The following is a 15,219-nucleotide window of genomic DNA, read 5'->3' as shown; positions in this document are numbered from 1 at the left end:
ACGTCGAGTGCCTACCAGTCGCCGGCGTGCGTAACGCCAAGCCTCATAGCTTCGTTGACCAGCACGGATAGGTCGGGCGCGGGAACACCTTGGCGCAGCTGACGAACGATCTTCTCGAGGTAGTGCCCAACTCCGGGCTGCTGACCGACAGTGTTTTTCAGGAGATGGGTCAGGAGTCGAGCCCAGTCGTCCGCTTCTGCTGCAAGGTGCAATTCACTCAGCTTGTAGAGGAATCCACGGTTCTCGGTGAGTCCTGCGTCGGACCCAAGAACCAGATCGACGGCACGGGTCCTCACTCCAGGCAGACCAACGACCCAACCGGCTGTGGTCGATGCCTCAGCGGGGGTGAAAGGCAGCGGAACAGACTGATTTCGGCCCAGCCAATAGCGCTCGATCCATCGGTTCCACTGGACAGCAACTTCACCTTCGTCCAAGTCGATGAGGGCGGACTTCATCGACCTCGCCCATGAGACTCGAAGATCCGCTGGCGCGTTAACGATGAATCTGGTGAGCCATGTCTCTGGGGCGATGGGTGCGTACAACGCGACCGACGTCAGGTGGGCGGCAAGTTGACGTACGAGGTCGTCGGGTAATTGGTCAGTGTGTGAAGTGGTTTCGATGTATGCATTGAGCAATCCCGCCTTAAGCAGGCCATCGTTCCAGCGACCCCACGTGAGGAATCCTTGCCATGCGGCAGTAGCTTGCGAAATGCTGGTCGCCCAGTCGAAAAGGGGCAGGAGTCGGGCCTGGCACCATTCCCGATCTGCTCCGAAGAAGAAGTGCAACTGTGACGAGAGACGTGCCTGGGCCAAAATGCCATTGCGATCGGTGGCGGACACCAGTCGATCGAGCTCCGTGACTATGCTCTGCGGGATGGCAGTCCAGGTCGACTCATTCTCAGACCATTCCCACTGAACGGCCTTCGTCCAGAACTCCGCGAGATCTCCGGCGGGGTGGTTAATCGCCTCCAAAAGAAGGTCGTTCCCGCTAACGACCGGGCCATCGATCGGCGAAGTTGGCCACAGGTGAGAGGCGAGTTCCCTGGCTTTCTCGAATTGGTGCCACGGCGTGGGATGTTCGGGGTCTCCACCATTCGACAGCATGTCGCAGAAGGGTCTCCGAATCTCGTCGCGGTCCCAGCCGGCGATAATTTGGAGCGCCTGCTCGATTAGTGGCCGGTCGAGTGTAGCCCTGTCCCACCCATATATGAGCGACGCTCTGAAGTCACGGTCCCCGGCTTGTAGAACTCCAGCAATGAGCTCGCCATCCTCCGGGTTAGCCACGACGCAAGCTAGCAAGGACCTGAGCGCCCCTTCCCAAGTCGGCCCCTTGACCGCGTTCTTGGTTTTGAACGCCCGAAGGCGATTGAGTGCTTCAGCGGGATCTTGGACAACGAGTTCGTGCAACTCAGCTGGCGTGAACGGAAGCGCGTCTTCGACGACTCCAAACGAGCCGTAGTGGGTCAGATCGGGGTGCTCACTGTGCCCATACCCCGGATGTGCCGCCTGAGCGGACTCAAAGGCAGCGCTTGCGATCGAGGAATCAGGGGCAGACTCGGCGAGCCATCCGAGAAGGTTGTAGCTCCGGTACTGGGCATGGTCCTCACTGTCAGCCTCTGGTGGACCGGCTTGTGCAACCTCGATAAGCGAACGCGCGGCCTCTGTGCCCGCCGACGGGAAGCTGTCCCTGAGCAGCTGAAACACCTCGTGCTGGAGCGAGGATTCCCATAGCCAATTCTGCTCCTGCAACCAAGCGAGTTTTTCATCGGAGTCCACATCAATCCGCACACGCCAGCCGTGGACGGACAGGCGCCGAAGGATCGTGTCGGAAGAGTGAGCCCATGCCGAGAGGTATCTCTGGCCGAGTTGCAGCTCCGTCGATAGAGCAGCCTCGATGCAATCACGCGCGGCATCGATAAGAACATCCATCGGATCACGGTGGCCGTCCTGCTCGTGAGGTTCAATCGCGGAACGCGAGAAGGCGATCGGATCGAATACGTAGTCGGGATCCAAACCACGAAGACTTCGGTAGACGCTCGCAATCTGCTCCGTGACCAAACCGAGGAGCTGTTCCAGATGTTGACCGAGCTCTGGCACGAATACTTTGGTCCAACTCTCCGTGAGCCAGTATTCGTCTCCGCAGAGGCTCACCTCAAATCGTGGCTCGGCGTCGTGAGCGCTGAAGTCGAACGCCGCATTCAGATGAGGACGGGTGCGGTCTTGAAAGAGCAGGAGCGCGAGATCAAAGTTCGTGGACCAATCTTTTTCCACCAGCATCATGTCGAGGAGGTCGTCGCCACTGCTGGGAGCCTTCTGGAGAGCGAGTTGAAGCCAAGGGCTCAGCCACTTTGGGCACTCTCCCTTGAGGCCGGAGAGTCGCACCGTGATTAGGTACCACGTGTCGAACGGCCACGATTTCTCCCGGAATGCCCGCAGCGCGGCACCTGATCTACCCTCTTTGAGAATGTACTCGTCGACGATCCACGACGTGAGAACGCGGGATGGTGCCTCGCTCGTGGTCTCGTCAGAAAAGAGGTCCGTGAAAGCCACGCGCCCCTGGATCCAACCGAACCACCGAAGGCTGCGATCTGTGTCGGTGAATCTAGCCTTCTCTTCGAAGTATCTGACTCGCTCAGGGTGGCGAAGCGCGTCCTCGAGATAGGAGACCTCTTCGGGGATCGTCGGGGGTTCGTTGGATAGAAGGTCGGCGACCCGCGCCCGGTGCTCAACTTGGCCCATCGTCGCCAGTTCGGCCCAACGCCCGAGAGCAGTCGGAAGCGCGGAGTGGTCGCCGATCTCATTGGGGTACGAAATAGGTGTTAGACCGAGACGACGCCACTCGGCATTCGCGGCGTCGGCGGTGAGGACGTATCGGGTGTTATCGGATCCGAGCGAGCGCGCGAGGTATTGCATCACGACATCCCCATGGCTGTAGCCGATGAAGAGCACGGTGAAGGTCGAGAACATCCTGTCGAGGAAGCGCGATGCCCAGGCCTCCCGCAGATATGCCTTCCCGAAGTCGCTGTCGGTTACCACGAGGTGGCGGCTTGGTTGGTTAAGCGAGCCGTGAAGATAGACGATGCCATCAAAGTCATTGCCGACCGGGAGAGCCGGAGCTTCGTAGGCCTGAAGAGCGAGTGATCGCGCGGCCGCGACAGAACTCAGGTGTCGGTCGTAGTTGGTGGTCACGATACGCGGCGTTGGGCCGGCCGTTGCGAGGCGGACGATTGCCTCGTGGAGCAAGTTTGGCTGTGATCCCGCTGCGTCGATGTCGCTCGCAACAAGCTGATGGACATCGACGCCGTCATCCTCAAGGCGGCCGAGGAAGACATCCGGTTGGCGGACCTCACCATCTGTCGGCGGGCGCCCCGCGCGCGCGCCGATGTTGCGAACGAGTTGCTCGAAGTCCGGCAGGGAGGACGGCTTGGCGCGCGAGGCTCCGGCCCCGACGAAGATGACAAGATTGCCAGCCTCGGCGGCGTCGAGTACGGCCTGTGGCACGTCGAGGTCTGAGATCCACACCGCTAGGCCGCCGCGCTCTGAAGGGCTGTGTCCATGGTGCGGCGGAGAGTCTGAACGAATGTGAACTGTTCGATGATCTCAAGCGGGTTGCAGATACCACCAGACCAGAATGCGTCCCGGCTGCGGTCCATCACGCTCTTCAGCTCACCGGTAGTCACATCAGCACTCTAGTTCCGGCCGTACACGAGTCAGCGCTGCGACGCCCAAGCCTGCCCGACCTGTCCTCGCTATGCACGCACGACTAAGGAATTTGGATGAGCGAACGCGAGTTTTCTCGGCGCTGCTAGCGAGTTGCGCACGGCTGAGGTTGGTGCACTGGAGGGCCGCCCCCCGAGCCGGGGGAAGCGGAGGCATCCTGCCCAGTCATAGAGTTCAAGACAGCATCGTCCTACGGCTTTACCCTTGCTGGGTCGGTGCTGCTAGCGCCCGAAGACCCGTACCCAGCGGAGACAAACGTGAGCACACACGGACCCACTGATAAAGCAGCCGAACTGTCGGACATCATCGCGATCATCGACAGCGGAATCTCTATCCAAGCCCTCAAAGAGGCCGACCCTGATGCCCTGGAATCCATTGCATGGGCCTACAACCGAGGTGGTGAAGACGACCCGTCAGGTGAGCTCAGCGCTGAACTGGCGCGACAACGGCCGGCGGACTGGCCGTCCTTTGGACGGGAGTGCGCCGAGATATCTGACGCATTTTCCCAGATGTATCGCTCGCTCGATAGTCATGACTAACTGTTCGAACGCAAAGCTGAGGTGCTGATGCATTGAATGGAGCCGGCGTTGCCCAGGCCTCCGCGGCGCTGGCAGAAGACCTTGGCGACTGCAAGCGTCGATCGCGAGACGTTGAGTCGCGAAGACCTCGTCGAGCCGTGGGTCTCGCGTGGGCTGGGCGGGTTGCTCGTCGGACCGATGGGAACCCAGAACAGCACCATCCACCAAGCCGTGCACCCTTCGTTCAGCGGTTGGATTTTGTGCCACTAATGTGCCATTAAATGCGCGAAAACGAACTGAACCAACTGAGACCATTCAGAAGAATCCCTGATCAGCGCGATATCATACCCATAAGAATTGAGCGAAAACGCCCCAGGCTCACTGAAAATCGTGAGGTCACGGGATCGACGCCCGTCGGAGCCACCGTTGAAACCCCGGGTAACCGGGGTTTTCTTGTGTCAGCGGGATATGCCGCCGCCCCGTCGCCCAGGCTGTGCCATCAACTTCGGCAGGGTGACATCGGGTATGCCGATGCACGCGCCCCGCCCGAAGCTCGTCGAGTCCGGAAGGCGCTCGGTGCACGGTCGCTTTCACTGTGGCGAGTCAAATAATGACAACTAAGATCGCCATTAACCCGTATAATGACGACTATACTCGTCACTATATGAAGGGAGACCCATGGCGTCCGAGCTTCCCGCGGTGATCCTGAGGTCCGCCCGCGAGATCGGCCAAGACTTCGTCGGCTGGCGAAAGGTCCTCGGCCTCACCGCCGCGCAGGTCGCTGACCGAGCCGACGTCACTCGAGACACCCTTCGCAAGCTCGAACACGGCGATCCGAGCGTGAGCTTCCACGTTGTGCTGCGCGTGGCGCGCGCCCTCGGCATTCTCGACACGCTCACGACGGCGCTGGATCCGCTCGATACCGACCTCGGCCGAGCCCGAGCGGGCCAACTCGACCGGAAGCGCATCCGATGACGCTCTACGATGCGCTCGAAGTCCACGTCGAACTCGACGGCGCAACAGTGCTGGCCGGCCGCGCGCAATTCCATCGCAGCCGCGGCAACCTTACCTCGACGACCTTCCAGTACGACCGGGCGTACCTCGAGCACGCGACGGCGTACCAGCTTGATCCCGCACTCCCTCTTGTCTCCGGCACGCAGCAGACGTCTGGGCTTCCCGGCGCATTCGCGGACTCGGCGCCGGATCGTTGGGGTCGCAACCTCATCAAGAAGCGCGAGCGGGCCCTCGCCCGCCAGGAGTCACGGAGACCACGCGACTTCGACGACGCGGACTACCTCGCTGGCGTCAGCGACATCACCCGCCAAGGTGCGCTCAGATATCGGTCCGGTGAACGCCCGACTGACCCGTTCCTCAACCCCGGCCACGGCGTGCCGCGGATGATCCGCCTACCCGAGCTCCTGCGGGCCGCGGACGCGGCCGCAAGTGACAATGACGACGACTTCGAAGCGGTGAAGGCTCTTCTCGCCGCGGGAACCGGCTCGCTCGGCGGAGCCCGGCCGAAGGCTGCGGTGCTCGACGAGGACGGTCGCCAATTGATCGCGAAGTTCCCACACCACGAGGACGCCTGGGACGTCATGGCCTGGGAGGCGACAGCGCTCGACCTCGCGGCCGCCGCCGGTGTTCGGGTCGCACGCCATCGTCTCGTACGAGTCGACAACCGGCATGCGCTCCTGCTCGATCGGTTCGACCGTGACGAGAACGACCACCGCATCGGCTATGTGAGCGCGATGACCATGCTCGAGCACCGCGACGGAGAACACGCTGACTACGTCGATATCGCCGATCGCCTCGCAGAGATCAGTGCTCGAGCGACGGATGACGCACACCAACTCTTCCGCAGGGTCGCCGTCAGCGTTGGGCTGAACAACACCGACGACCATCTCCGCAACCACGGCTTCCTCCGCGCTCGAGGCGGTTGGACTCTGAGCCCGGCCTTCGACGTGAACCCGAACCCCGAACCCGAGTTGCGCCAGACCACGATCGCCGGCGCCGACCTCCCCGTCGACGAAGCAGACGGGCTGATCGAACTCGCCCGCGCCTGCCGGTTGCCCCCGGCCGCGGCACGGACCGTACTCACCGATGTAGCTGACGCGCTCGCCAGGTGGCGCGAGGTCGCGACCGGGAACGACGTGCCCCGGTCGCAACTCGCGCGCTTCGAGGACTCGTTCACCGCTGGGCTCCGCACTCTCCGCGAGGCCTGAGGTCGTCTTCACACCCAAACAATCACAGCCTTCGCGCTGGGATAGTCACGCTTTGAACGTTAGCATCCAAGTATGGAGTCGCACCTGGCGTTTCGCGAGCTGGCGGAGATCGCCGAGTCCCAGTGGGGCATGGTCACCTCGGCGCAGGCTCGAGTGCGCGATGTCAGCCACATGAACCTCACGCGACTATCCGAATCCGGGGACCTGATCCGCCTGTCGCACGGGGTCTACAGGATTGCTGGCGCACCGGGCGGGCAGTACGAAGATCTGCGCGTGGCATGGCTGGCTACCGAGCCCTCGAAGCTCGCGCATGAACGCATCGGCGAGCACCCACCGAGCGTCGTCGTGTCAGGCGAATCCGCCGCTCGACTCCTCGGCATTGGCGACCTACGCGCGATGAAGAGCGAGTTCACCACGCCGACCCGCAGGCAGACACAACGAGCAGACGTTCGATACCGGTCCCGCGCGCTCCCCGAGCAGGACATCACCGTGCGAGAGGGCCTGCCAGCGACGACCCGCGAGCGTACGATCGCGGATCTCATCGAGGATCGGCACGACCTCAGCAACGTCAGCAACGCACTGCGCGATGCAGCCAGGCAGTCTCTGCTGAATGTGAGCCGACTCACTGAAATCCTGAGCCCGCTCGCCGAGCGCAACGGACACCGCAAGGGTGCCGGCGAGGCCCTGCTCGAAGAGCTCATGCGAATCGCAGGAATCGACCAGGAGAACATCGCGAAACAGATTGCTTCGATCCCCTCGCTCGCCAGTCTCGTGGCCGCGCGGCATCTCGAGAACTCACGCGAGTTCGCGACGAGCGGCGGCAACGCAGTACCCACGGCACCGGGCGATTCGAGCACCATCTCCCAGATCGAAGAACAACTGCGCGCCGCCGAGTCGGTATCGATCGCCAGGGCCCTGCAGCCGAAGTGAGCGTGCCCAATGGACCCTCATCTCGTGCCGCGTAGGCGGTCGTTGACGAGTGCGTCGGCGGCGAGGATGATCATCGGCATGGGCACGAAGACTGCTCCGCGGCGGCGCCCCAGGCGCCCGGCGTCACGGTTGGCCGAGCGATGGACCACCGTCGACGGCATCGACGTCTTCTATCGGGAGTCGCCCGTGCCGCCGGATGCTCCGGCGATGATGCACCTGCACGGCTTCGGCCTCTCCGGCCGGTACCTGCTGCCGACGGCCGAGCGACTCATGGACGAGTTCCACACCCTCGTTCCCGACCTCCCGGGGTTCGGGCGGAGCGGGAAGGCGCCGAACGCACTCGACGTGCCGGATCTCGCGCACGCCGCGGCAAGGTTCCTCGACGACCGTCAGATCGAATCGGCCACGCTGGTCGGCAACTCGATGGGCTGCCCGGTCATCTTGGAGCTCGCGTACCACCACCCCGAGCGCCTCGAGCGCGCCATTCTCGTCTCGCCTGCGGGCGGACTGCACAACCAGCCGCTGCGCCGTGCGGTGGGCCAGCTCACCCGTGACGGCACGCGCGAACCGCCACGGATGATGCGGGTGGCCACTCCCGATTACCTGCGATTCGGCGTGCCGAGCACGTTCAAGATGTTCCGCGCCCTCACCCGGTATCCGTCACTCGAGCGGTTGCTCGAGCTGCAGATTCCCACGCTCGTGGTCATCGGCGACCGGGACCCGCTGATGCCGGGTCCGGCCCGCGTGAAAGAGGTGGCCGGCCGCACCGACAACCACGTACTGCTGGTGATGATCGAGGGCGCGGCGCATGCGATCAACTTCAGCCATCCGGGCGAACTCGCGCACCTCATCCGCCTGTTCATGGCCGACCAGCCGATCGTCGACGATCCCGACTCGCCGGGGCATTCGCGCTCGTACGAGATCCACCGCGGCGCGCTTCATCCGCCCGCCAAGGAGCAGTAGGGCCGACGCCGCCGTCGGTCGGCGGCGTCGGTCGGCGCCGTCAGTCGGCGACCGGATCCAGCCGCAAGGTCGTCGCGACCACCTGCGGGCCGACGACGGCGCCGACGATCTGCGGTCCGTGGCGGTCGTATTTCGCGTGGTAGGCGGCGTCGATCGCGTCGTGCATGTCGGCGGCAGGCTCGGCGAACGACACGTCGCGTTCGACGCCGCCTGCACGGATGCGTCCGGTGCCGCTCGCCTGCGCGCGGCGAAACCACGGATTATCCGGCCCGTACGCCGAGCGCACGAAGATCTCATCGCCGACGCGTACGACCCAGATCGTCACGTACGGACGCAGCGTGCCGTCGGATCGCCGGGAGGCGATCTGCAGTTCTTCGGCCCGGCCGATGCGGTCGAGTTCGTCGGTGGTCCAGGTGCTCATTGCGTGTCCTCTCGCTGGGATGATTCTTGCGCGGACCGGCGACCGGCGGCAATGGGTGCCACCTGCGGACTTACTGCACGATGAGCGCCTTGAGCGCCTCACGGGCGTCCATGGCGCGGTAGCCGTCGGGGTCTCGTCGAGGCTGACGGTGCGGTCGAATGTCTCGTGGGTACCGGATGTCTCGTGGGTACGTAACCCGGTGAACGCGTGCTCGCCGGCCCGAGGGAATGCCGGGTCTTCCGGGTACTGTCAAGTGCCTCCCAGCCGACCGCTGCCAGGCGTAGCGTCGGGGCCATGGAACGCCAACCGAAGACTCCCAGCACGAAGGGCCCCGCCGAGCTGTTCACTGGCGACGTCTACTTCGACGTGATCGCCCGCGGCGAGACGCCGTCACGACTGCGCGTGAACCTCGTGCGGTTCACGCCCGGTGCCCGCACCGCGTGGCACTCGCACTCCCTCGGCCAGACCTTGCACGTCACCGACGGCATCGGCCTCGTGCAGGCCCGCGGCGGCGACGTGATCGTCATGCGGCCCGGCGACACCGTGTACACGCCGCCGGGCGAATGGCACTGGCACGGGGCATCCGCCGACTCGTTCATGTGCCATCTCGCGATGTGGGAGGACGACGACGCCACCTGGGGCGATCACGTCACCGACGAGGAGTACGGCGCGGCACGGGCCGACTGAGCTGCGCGAACCATCGACGCGCGATCGCGAGCCCGTTCGACCCGCCCGTCAAGGGGTTGGCCGGCTGAACCAACGGTGCGAGCATCGTGGCATGGATGAGCAGAACAAACCGATCCAAGACGGCCACGACGACGCGAGCGACGACCAGAAACGTGACGGCATCATCGCGCAGGTCCGCTACGACCTCGGCCTCGGAGCCGTCGACGACTTGCGCACGATGATGCGACAACGCCTCGAAGACGCCGGCCTGCCGGCGAGCGCCGAGCACGTCGAAGCGGCGGTCGCGGCCGTGAAAGATCAACAGCCACGCGATTGAGTCGAGCCGGCGGGTGACCTTCAGAACAGGAGCGGGATCAGCTGGATGCCCAGCCCGCTCGACACGAACCGCGTTCGGCGATCGCCGGTGAGCTGCGCGACCCAATCGAATCGTCCGAGGTCGGCGATCTCGACGAAGGCGCCCGAGCGGCCCTCAGCCCCGAAGCCCACGCGAAGACCGTCGTAGTAGGCGGATTCGAGCGGTTCGGTCACGAGTTCGACGTGCGGCAACGTCGTCGCCAGTCGGCGCAGCACGCGGTCGCGGAGCGCATCGCCGCGAGCGCCGGTGCGCACGACCGCGCGCCGGTGAGGGAACTCGACCGGCAACGCACCCTCGCACGCATCGAACAACCGGTCGAACACCGCGAGTTGTCTCGCGACCGCCCGCACCTCGAACTCGTCATCGGCAAGTCCTCGACCGGCCACCGCGAGCGCGAACAGACGGAAGTGTCGCGAGCGGACGCCACCGTCGTCGCCACCGTCGCCGCCGGCGAGCGGCTGCGCCCGCAGCGTCTGGTGCACGGTGGCGAGACTCACCGCCGCATCGGCCCCAACGAGTCGCTTGGCGCTCTCGAGGGCGAGCACATTCGTGGGATCGGAGACGACTTCGGTGTTTCGAATCGTCGAGAGGGTGCGATCCTGCGAGGTCGGTGCGACGACCGAGTTCGAGCCGAGCGGTGCGACGGGCGAGAGCAGCACCGCGTCGAAGTCGGCCGCCGATTCGAGCGCCAGCCGGTCGAGGGTGTTCGCGAGGCGCAGGTCGAGGACGCTCGCCGCGACGAATTCGTCCTCGGCATATTGGGCGACCAGGTCGGTCGGCCGCCGTCGCCCGGCCTGGTTTCGCAGCAACTCGAGCAACGCGCCGCGCGTCTGACTCGGGGACCCGTTCATCATGCGCGGGTCCACTCCAACAGCCGCTCGACCGGCCAGGTCGTGACGATGCGTTCGGCAGGCACGCCGTTGGCCACGGCCCGCGCCGCGCCGAGTTCGAGGAACGTCAGATGCCCCGGAGCGTGCGCGTCGCTGTCGATCGAGAAGAGGCAGCCGACTTCGAGCGCGAGTTGGATGAGCTCGTCGGGCGGGTCCTGCCGCTCGGGTCGCGAGTTGATCTCGACCGCGACGCCGTGCTCGGCGCACGCCTCGAACACGGCTTGCGCGTCGAACGTCGACTGCGGGCGGGTGCCCCGCGAACCCTCCACCAAGCGACCGGTGCAGTGGCCGAGCACGTTCGTGCGCGGTTCGGCGATGGCGCGGAGCATCCGTTTCGTCATCTCCGGCGACTCGGTGCGCAGCTTCGAATGCACGCTCGCAACCACGACGTCGAGGCGGTCGAGCATCTCGGGAGTCTGGTCGAGCGAACCGTCGAGCAGGATGTCGACCTCGATGCCTCGCAGCAGACGGATGCCGCCGACTCCGGCCTGCACATCGTCGATCAACTGCTGCTGCGCTATGAGCCGTTCGGCGCTGAGCCCGTTGGCGACGCGAAGGCTCGGCGAGTGGTCGGTCACGGCGAGGTATTCGAGGCCGAGTGCCTCGGCGGCACGGGCCATCGTCTCGAGACTCGTCGTGCCGTCGGACCAGTCGGTGTGGCTGTGCAAGTCACCGCGCAACTGTGCTCTCAGGCCAGTCGGTGCGCCAGCCGGCGCGAGCCCTGCGCGAGAGCGCAGCTCGGCGAGGTAGTCGGGCACCGCGCCATCCGTCGCCTGAGCGATGACGGTGAAGGTGGTGTCGCCGATCCCCTTCGTGCGTTGCAGCCGCCCGTCGCCGACGCGAGCGGCGATCTCGTCGGCGCCGAGCGGGCGAATGACGTCGGCGGCCCGGCGGAATGCCTTCGACTTGAACGCCGACGCGCGGTCTCGTTCGAGCAGGAACGCGATCTGTTCGAGCGCCTCAACGGGATCCATGGGCCCTATTGTGGCGCGTATCGGCGCCCGCCGCTCCACTCCTGAGTCGGCGGCATCCGCAGCTCAGTACGACGGATACATCTCGATCGCGGTGCTCATGGCGTTCGAGATGATGACGATCACCCAGACGATGACGCCGACCGTCAACACGACGGTCAGTGCGATGGCTGCCGCCATCGGGAGGAACCCTCGCCCCGCCTGCTGCCGCACGACGACCGAGCGGCCGATGACGTACACGAGGGAGGAGAGGAACGTCCACGCCCAGTGGAAGCGACGCCGGTAGCCGAGCCGGGCGAGAGCGGCCCAGTCGAGGTAGGCGAACCAGACGGCGAGTCCGTAGACGACCCAGCTGGCAAGGGTCGCGAGGAGGGACCACGGGTCGGCGTACGGACCGAGGGCCGCGGCCAGCGGACTGCCCGACGTCGACGAGTACATCGACCGCTCGAAGTATCCATTGGCGTCCCAGAGGAAGAGCGGGAGCACGGCGAGCACGGGCAGCGCCACGATGAGCCAGATCCAGACGGTGTCGACCGGGGTGCCCTCGGGCACGCGAGCCTGCTGGTCTCCGCCGTACGGTGCCGGCTGCCCGGCGGCGTACGCAGGCGCGGCCGGATACGCCGTCGTCGCGGGAGTCAGCGGGGCGACCGCAGAGGCCGGCGCGACGTAGGCCGGCGCTTCGACCGGTGCGACCGGCACCACGGGTGCAACCGGTGTCGCCGGCGCGACATGCTCGGACCATTGGAAGCCGTTCCACCAGCGCTGGCCACCGGTGCCGCTCGGATCGGGATACCAGCCGGCGGGTGCCGAACGACCATCGCTCATCGATTCCTCCTTGGGGTCCCCGCCATGCTACGGGCCCCCGAGGTCACGCGACGACGCGGGTGAGATGCTCATCACGCGCACGGCGAATGCGTCGAGCTTCGGGAGGGCGAGCCGTGCGCGCGCCTCGGCATCGGCGGCGATCGCCTCCACATCGCGGAGGTTCGGCTCGCCGGCCACCGCGACGACCGCGTCTCCGCTCAACCGGTGACCGCTCCAGCGGAGCCGCACGACATCGACCGCGGCGACCCCGGGCGTCTGCGCGAGCGCATGCTCTGCGCGATCGAGCAGCTCGGGCTCGATGCCGTCCATAAGTCGGCGGCCGACGCTGCGCACCGTGCCCCAGAGCAGAACGAGGATCGCCACGACGATCACGAGCCCGACGATCGGATCCGCGAGGGGGAATCCGAGCATCACGCCGATGGCGCCGACGACGACCGCGAGCGAGGTGAAGCCGTCGGTGCGGGCGTGCACCCCGTCGGCGACGAGTGCGGCAGAGCCGATGCGCTGCCCGACTCTGATGCGGTAGATCGCGACGGCCTCGTTGCCGAGGAAGCCGATCACGCCCGCCGCCATGAGCCAACCGAGATTCTCCACGGGCTGGGGATGCACCAGCCGACCGATCGACTGCCACGCGGCGACGATGGCGGATGCCGCGATGACGACGACGATGAAGAGACCGGCGAGATCCTCGGCGCGGCCGTATCCGTACGGGTAGCGCCGGGACGCGGCTCGCCGGCCGAGGACGAACGCGATCCAGAGCGGCACTGCCGTCATCGCGTCGGAGAAGTTGTGCACGGTGTCGGCGAGGAGTGCCACCGAGTTGCTGACGAAGACGATCGCGAACTGCAGGATCGTCGTGGCGAGGAGCACGAACAGGCTGATCTTGAGGGCACGGATGCCCTGGCGGCTCGACTCGAGTGCGTCGTCGACCGAGTCGGCCGAATCGTGGGTGTGCGGCAGGAAGAGCTCGTGCAGGAATCCGCGGATGCCGCGAGGGTGGTCGTGATCATGCACATGGTCGTGGTCGTGGTCATGATCATGATCATGCACATGGTCATGGTCATGGTCATGGTCATGGTCATGGTCATGGTCATGGTCATGCACATGATCGTGCTCGTGCTCGTGCTCGTCAGTCGGCCCGTCGGCGTGGGCTCTGGAGGCATCCATCACGCTGTCGCTTCCGTCGCCGACTCGACGTCGTGGTGCCGGGGAGTGCCGCCGAGCGAGTGCTCCGCTTGGAGGATCGCATCGGCGACGAGCTGGCGTGCGTGTTCGTTCTCGAGGCGGTAGAAGACCTTGGTGCCCTCGTGCCGGGTCGCGACGATGCGTGCGAGGCGCAGCTTCGCAAGGTGTTGGGAGACGGCCGCAGGAGCCTTGTCGACGAGGTCGGCGAGCAGGTTCACCGAGAGTTCGCCGCGGTCGCGGAGCGTGAGGATGATGCGGATGCGGGTGGCATCGGCCAGCATCGAGAAGACCTCGACGGCGAGTTCGACGTACTGGCCGTCGGGCGATCGACCAGATGTCTGCGTATCTGCATCCATATGCAGATTATGCCACAGGCGTCGGCGCCCGTCACGATTCGAGAGCGAATGCGGTCGGGCGAGCGGATGCCGCTACAGCTCGACGACCGTCATGCCCGAGCCCGCTCCCCCGGCCTTGCCCATCGCAGCGAGCGCCTTCGGCACCTCGTCGAGCGTGATGCGACGACCGACGAGCTCGATCGGCCGGAAGTCGCCCGAAGCGACCGCGCCGAGCATCGACGGGTACTCGTGCGCGGCCATTCCGTGGCTGCCGAGGATCTCGAGCTCGCCGTCGATCACGGCGTCCATGGGCATCGCGGCGAGCGCGGAGTCGCCGACCATGAGCCCGATCTGCACGTGCCGGCCGCGCTTCTTGAGGCTGCGAACGGAGGCGAACGAGGTCTCGGTCGAGCCGAAGGCATCCACCGAGACATCCACCCCGCCGCCGGATGCCTCGAGGATCCGCTCGGCCGCTCCCTCGCCGCCCTGCACCGGCACCGCGCCGAGCCCCTCGGCCGCGGCGAGCGCGGCATCGGAGACGTCGACGCCGTAGACCTTCACGCCGGCGGCGACGGCGATCATGATGGCCGAGAGGCCGACCCCGCCGCATCCGTGCACCGCGATCTGCTCACCGGGAGCGAGCCGGCTTCGAGAGACGATCGCCCGGTACGCGGTCGCGAATCGGCAGCCGAGCGACGCCGCCTCGACGAAGCCGAGCGATTCGGGCAGGCGGATGAGGTTCAGCTCGGCCTCGTCGATCGCGACGTACTCGGCGAACGAGCCCCAGTGCGTGAAGCCCGGCTGCGACTGGGCGTCGCACACCTGCTCATTGCCCGTCAGGCACTCGTGGCAGCGACCGCAAGCGCAGATGAAGGGGGCCGTGACGCGATCGCCGACGGCCCAACCCGAATCTGCTGCGAGCTCGGAGCCGAGCACGGCGATCTCGCCGGCGAACTCGTGGCCGGGCACGTGCGGCAGCGACACGGCAGCGTCGTGACCCATCCAGGCGTGCCAGTCGCTGCGACACACACCCGTCGCCCGCACCCGGATGACGGCGCCCCTCGGCGGACAGTCGGGCTCCGCCACCTCCACGAGTTCGGGTTTCTCACCGAAGGCGTTGAAGAGCACAGCGCGCACAGGAGTCCTTCCGTATCGGGTCGCCCTTCGACAGGCTCAGGGCATCGCACATGTCGGCGGC

At 65.8% G+C, this 15,219-nt stretch carries 17 protein-coding genes; 8 read left to right on the top strand and 9 right to left on the bottom strand.

All coding sequences use genetic code 11. The features are described 5' to 3' along the window. Positions 1-11 precede the first annotated feature (11 nt). A complete protein-coding gene (locus tag AC1C2R_RS12475) occupies positions 12-3,188 on the bottom strand; it encodes an SIR2 family protein (protein ID WP_495380138.1) in 3,177 nt (1,058 codons plus the stop codon). 99 nt (positions 3,189-3,287) lie between these two features. Between AC1C2R_RS12475 and AC1C2R_RS12470 the strand changes: the two genes are divergently transcribed. Beyond that, positions 3,288-3,512 (top strand): hypothetical protein, encoded by a 225-nt coding sequence (locus tag AC1C2R_RS12470; protein ID WP_495380137.1) that lies wholly within the window; start codon positions 3,288-3,290, stop codon positions 3,510-3,512. A gap of 11 nt (positions 3,513-3,523) precedes the next feature. Here the strand turns inward: AC1C2R_RS12470 and AC1C2R_RS12465 are convergent, their stop codons facing one another. Continuing rightward, a complete protein-coding gene (locus AC1C2R_RS12465; protein WP_495380136.1) occupies positions 3,524-3,679 on the bottom strand; it encodes a hypothetical protein in 156 nt (51 codons plus the stop codon). Between the two features lie 297 nt (positions 3,680-3,976). On the opposite strand from AC1C2R_RS12465, the gene AC1C2R_RS12460 reads away from it, so the two are divergent. The 5 genes from AC1C2R_RS12460 (at position 3,977) to AC1C2R_RS12440 (ending at position 8,352) form a co-directional block, all read left to right on the top strand. Beyond that, a complete protein-coding gene (locus tag AC1C2R_RS12460; RefSeq protein ID WP_495380135.1) occupies positions 3,977-4,258 on the top strand; it encodes a hypothetical protein in 282 nt (93 codons plus the stop codon). Positions 4,259-4,915: 657 nt separating this feature from the next. Continuing rightward, positions 4,916-5,212, top strand: a complete 297-nt coding sequence (locus AC1C2R_RS12455; protein ID WP_495380134.1) for a helix-turn-helix domain-containing protein — start codon at positions 4,916-4,918, stop codon at positions 5,210-5,212. Next, positions 5,209-6,459 (top strand): type II toxin-antitoxin system HipA family toxin, encoded by a 1,251-nt coding sequence (locus AC1C2R_RS12450; RefSeq protein WP_495380133.1) that lies wholly within the window; start codon positions 5,209-5,211, stop codon positions 6,457-6,459. The genes AC1C2R_RS12455 and AC1C2R_RS12450 overlap by 4 nt, the downstream gene beginning before the upstream one ends. Positions 6,460-6,531: 72 nt before the next feature. Then, on the top strand, positions 6,532-7,389 hold the full coding sequence (locus AC1C2R_RS12445) for a type IV toxin-antitoxin system AbiEi family antitoxin domain-containing protein (protein WP_495380132.1): 858 nt from the start codon (positions 6,532-6,534) through the stop codon (positions 7,387-7,389). A 78-nt stretch (positions 7,390-7,467) separates the two neighbouring features. Continuing rightward, positions 7,468-8,352, top strand: coding sequence for an alpha/beta fold hydrolase (locus AC1C2R_RS12440; protein WP_495380131.1), 885 nt, complete (start codon positions 7,468-7,470; stop codon positions 8,350-8,352). A gap of 40 nt (positions 8,353-8,392) precedes the next feature. Here the strand turns inward: AC1C2R_RS12440 and AC1C2R_RS12435 are convergent, their stop codons facing one another. After that, positions 8,393-8,773, bottom strand: a complete 381-nt coding sequence (locus AC1C2R_RS12435; RefSeq protein WP_495352806.1) for a DUF2255 family protein — start codon at positions 8,771-8,773, stop codon at positions 8,393-8,395. A 294-nt stretch (positions 8,774-9,067) separates the two neighbouring features. Here AC1C2R_RS12435 and AC1C2R_RS12430 point away from each other — a divergent pair, with 294 nt between their 5' ends. Together AC1C2R_RS12430 and AC1C2R_RS12425 are read left to right on the top strand one after the other, a co-directional pair. Continuing rightward, positions 9,068-9,460 carry a (R)-mandelonitrile lyase gene (locus tag AC1C2R_RS12430; RefSeq protein ID WP_495352805.1) on the top strand — a complete coding sequence of 131 codons (393 nt, stop codon included), beginning with the start codon at positions 9,068-9,070 and terminating at the stop codon, positions 9,458-9,460. A 91-nt stretch (positions 9,461-9,551) separates the two neighbouring features. Further along, positions 9,552-9,776: a hypothetical protein gene (locus AC1C2R_RS12425; RefSeq protein ID WP_495352804.1), complete on the top strand. Its 225-nt coding sequence runs from the start codon at positions 9,552-9,554 to the stop codon at positions 9,774-9,776. Positions 9,777-9,796: 20 nt separating this feature from the next. Here the strand turns inward: AC1C2R_RS12425 and AC1C2R_RS12420 are convergent, their stop codons facing one another. The 6 genes from AC1C2R_RS12420 to AC1C2R_RS12395 all read right to left on the bottom strand — a co-directional run bounded on the left by AC1C2R_RS12420 (position 9,797) and on the right by AC1C2R_RS12395 (position 15,158). Then, entirely contained in the window at positions 9,797-10,666 is an 870-nt protein-coding gene (locus AC1C2R_RS12420; protein ID WP_495380130.1) for a hypothetical protein, read from the bottom strand. Continuing rightward, a complete protein-coding gene (locus AC1C2R_RS12415; RefSeq protein WP_495380129.1) occupies positions 10,666-11,679 on the bottom strand; it encodes a PHP domain-containing protein in 1,014 nt (337 codons plus the stop codon). Before AC1C2R_RS12415 ends, AC1C2R_RS12420 begins: the two co-directional genes overlap by 1 nt. Positions 11,680-11,742: 63 nt before the next feature. Continuing rightward, on the bottom strand, positions 11,743-12,501 hold the full coding sequence (locus AC1C2R_RS12410; protein ID WP_495380128.1) for a DUF2510 domain-containing protein: 759 nt from the start codon (positions 12,499-12,501) through the stop codon (positions 11,743-11,745). Positions 12,502-12,528: 27 nt separating this feature from the next. Beyond that, complete coding sequence (locus AC1C2R_RS12405; protein ID WP_495380127.1) at positions 12,529-13,551, bottom strand: cation diffusion facilitator family transporter; 1,023 nt, start codon at positions 13,549-13,551, stop codon at positions 12,529-12,531. A 116-nt stretch (positions 13,552-13,667) separates the two neighbouring features. Beyond that, the gene (locus tag AC1C2R_RS12400) at positions 13,668-14,042 is read right to left on the bottom strand and encodes an ArsR/SmtB family transcription factor (RefSeq protein WP_495352799.1); all 375 of its coding nucleotides are present in this window, start codon (positions 14,040-14,042) and stop codon (positions 13,668-13,670) included. Positions 14,043-14,114: 72 nt separating this feature from the next. After that, positions 14,115-15,158, bottom strand: coding sequence for an alcohol dehydrogenase catalytic domain-containing protein (locus tag AC1C2R_RS12395; RefSeq protein WP_495352798.1), 1,044 nt, complete (start codon positions 15,156-15,158; stop codon positions 14,115-14,117). Between the last annotated feature and the right edge of the window lie 61 nt (positions 15,159-15,219).

This window comes from Agromyces sp. Y182 (assembly GCF_059445385.1).
Note: the sequence above shows the minus strand (reverse complement) of the source record. Positions and strands in the feature narration are given on the sequence as shown.

Bases quoted from the DNA above. Each gene is read 5' to 3' on its own strand.
- AC1C2R_RS12435 (WP_495352806.1), bottom strand. From the start codon at position 8,773: ATGAGCACCTGGACCACCGACGAACTCGACCGCATCGGCCGGGCCGAA.
- AC1C2R_RS12450 (WP_495380133.1), top strand. From the start codon at position 5,209: ATGACGCTCTACGATGCGCTCGAAGTCCACGTCGAACTCGACGGCGCA.
- AC1C2R_RS12430 (WP_495352805.1), top strand. From the start codon at position 9,068: ATGGAACGCCAACCGAAGACTCCCAGCACGAAGGGCCCCGCCGAGCTG.
- AC1C2R_RS12470 (WP_495380137.1), top strand. From the start codon at position 3,288: ATGGACATCGACGCCGTCATCCTCAAGGCGGCCGAGGAAGACATCCGG.
- AC1C2R_RS12440 (WP_495380131.1), top strand. From the start codon at position 7,468: ATGGGCACGAAGACTGCTCCGCGGCGGCGCCCCAGGCGCCCGGCGTCA.
- AC1C2R_RS12410 (WP_495380128.1), bottom strand. From the start codon at position 12,501: ATGAGCGATGGTCGTTCGGCACCCGCCGGCTGGTATCCCGATCCGAGC.
- AC1C2R_RS12400 (WP_495352799.1), bottom strand. From the start codon at position 14,042: ATGGATGCAGATACGCAGACATCTGGTCGATCGCCCGACGGCCAGTAC.
- AC1C2R_RS12420 (WP_495380130.1), bottom strand. From the start codon at position 10,666: ATGAACGGGTCCCCGAGTCAGACGCGCGGCGCGTTGCTCGAGTTGCTG.
- AC1C2R_RS12415 (WP_495380129.1), bottom strand. From the start codon at position 11,679: ATGGATCCCGTTGAGGCGCTCGAACAGATCGCGTTCCTGCTCGAACGA.
- AC1C2R_RS12425 (WP_495352804.1), top strand. From the start codon at position 9,552: ATGGATGAGCAGAACAAACCGATCCAAGACGGCCACGACGACGCGAGC.
- AC1C2R_RS12455 (WP_495380134.1), top strand. From the start codon at position 4,916: ATGGCGTCCGAGCTTCCCGCGGTGATCCTGAGGTCCGCCCGCGAGATC.
- AC1C2R_RS12445 (WP_495380132.1), top strand. From the start codon at position 6,532: ATGGAGTCGCACCTGGCGTTTCGCGAGCTGGCGGAGATCGCCGAGTCC.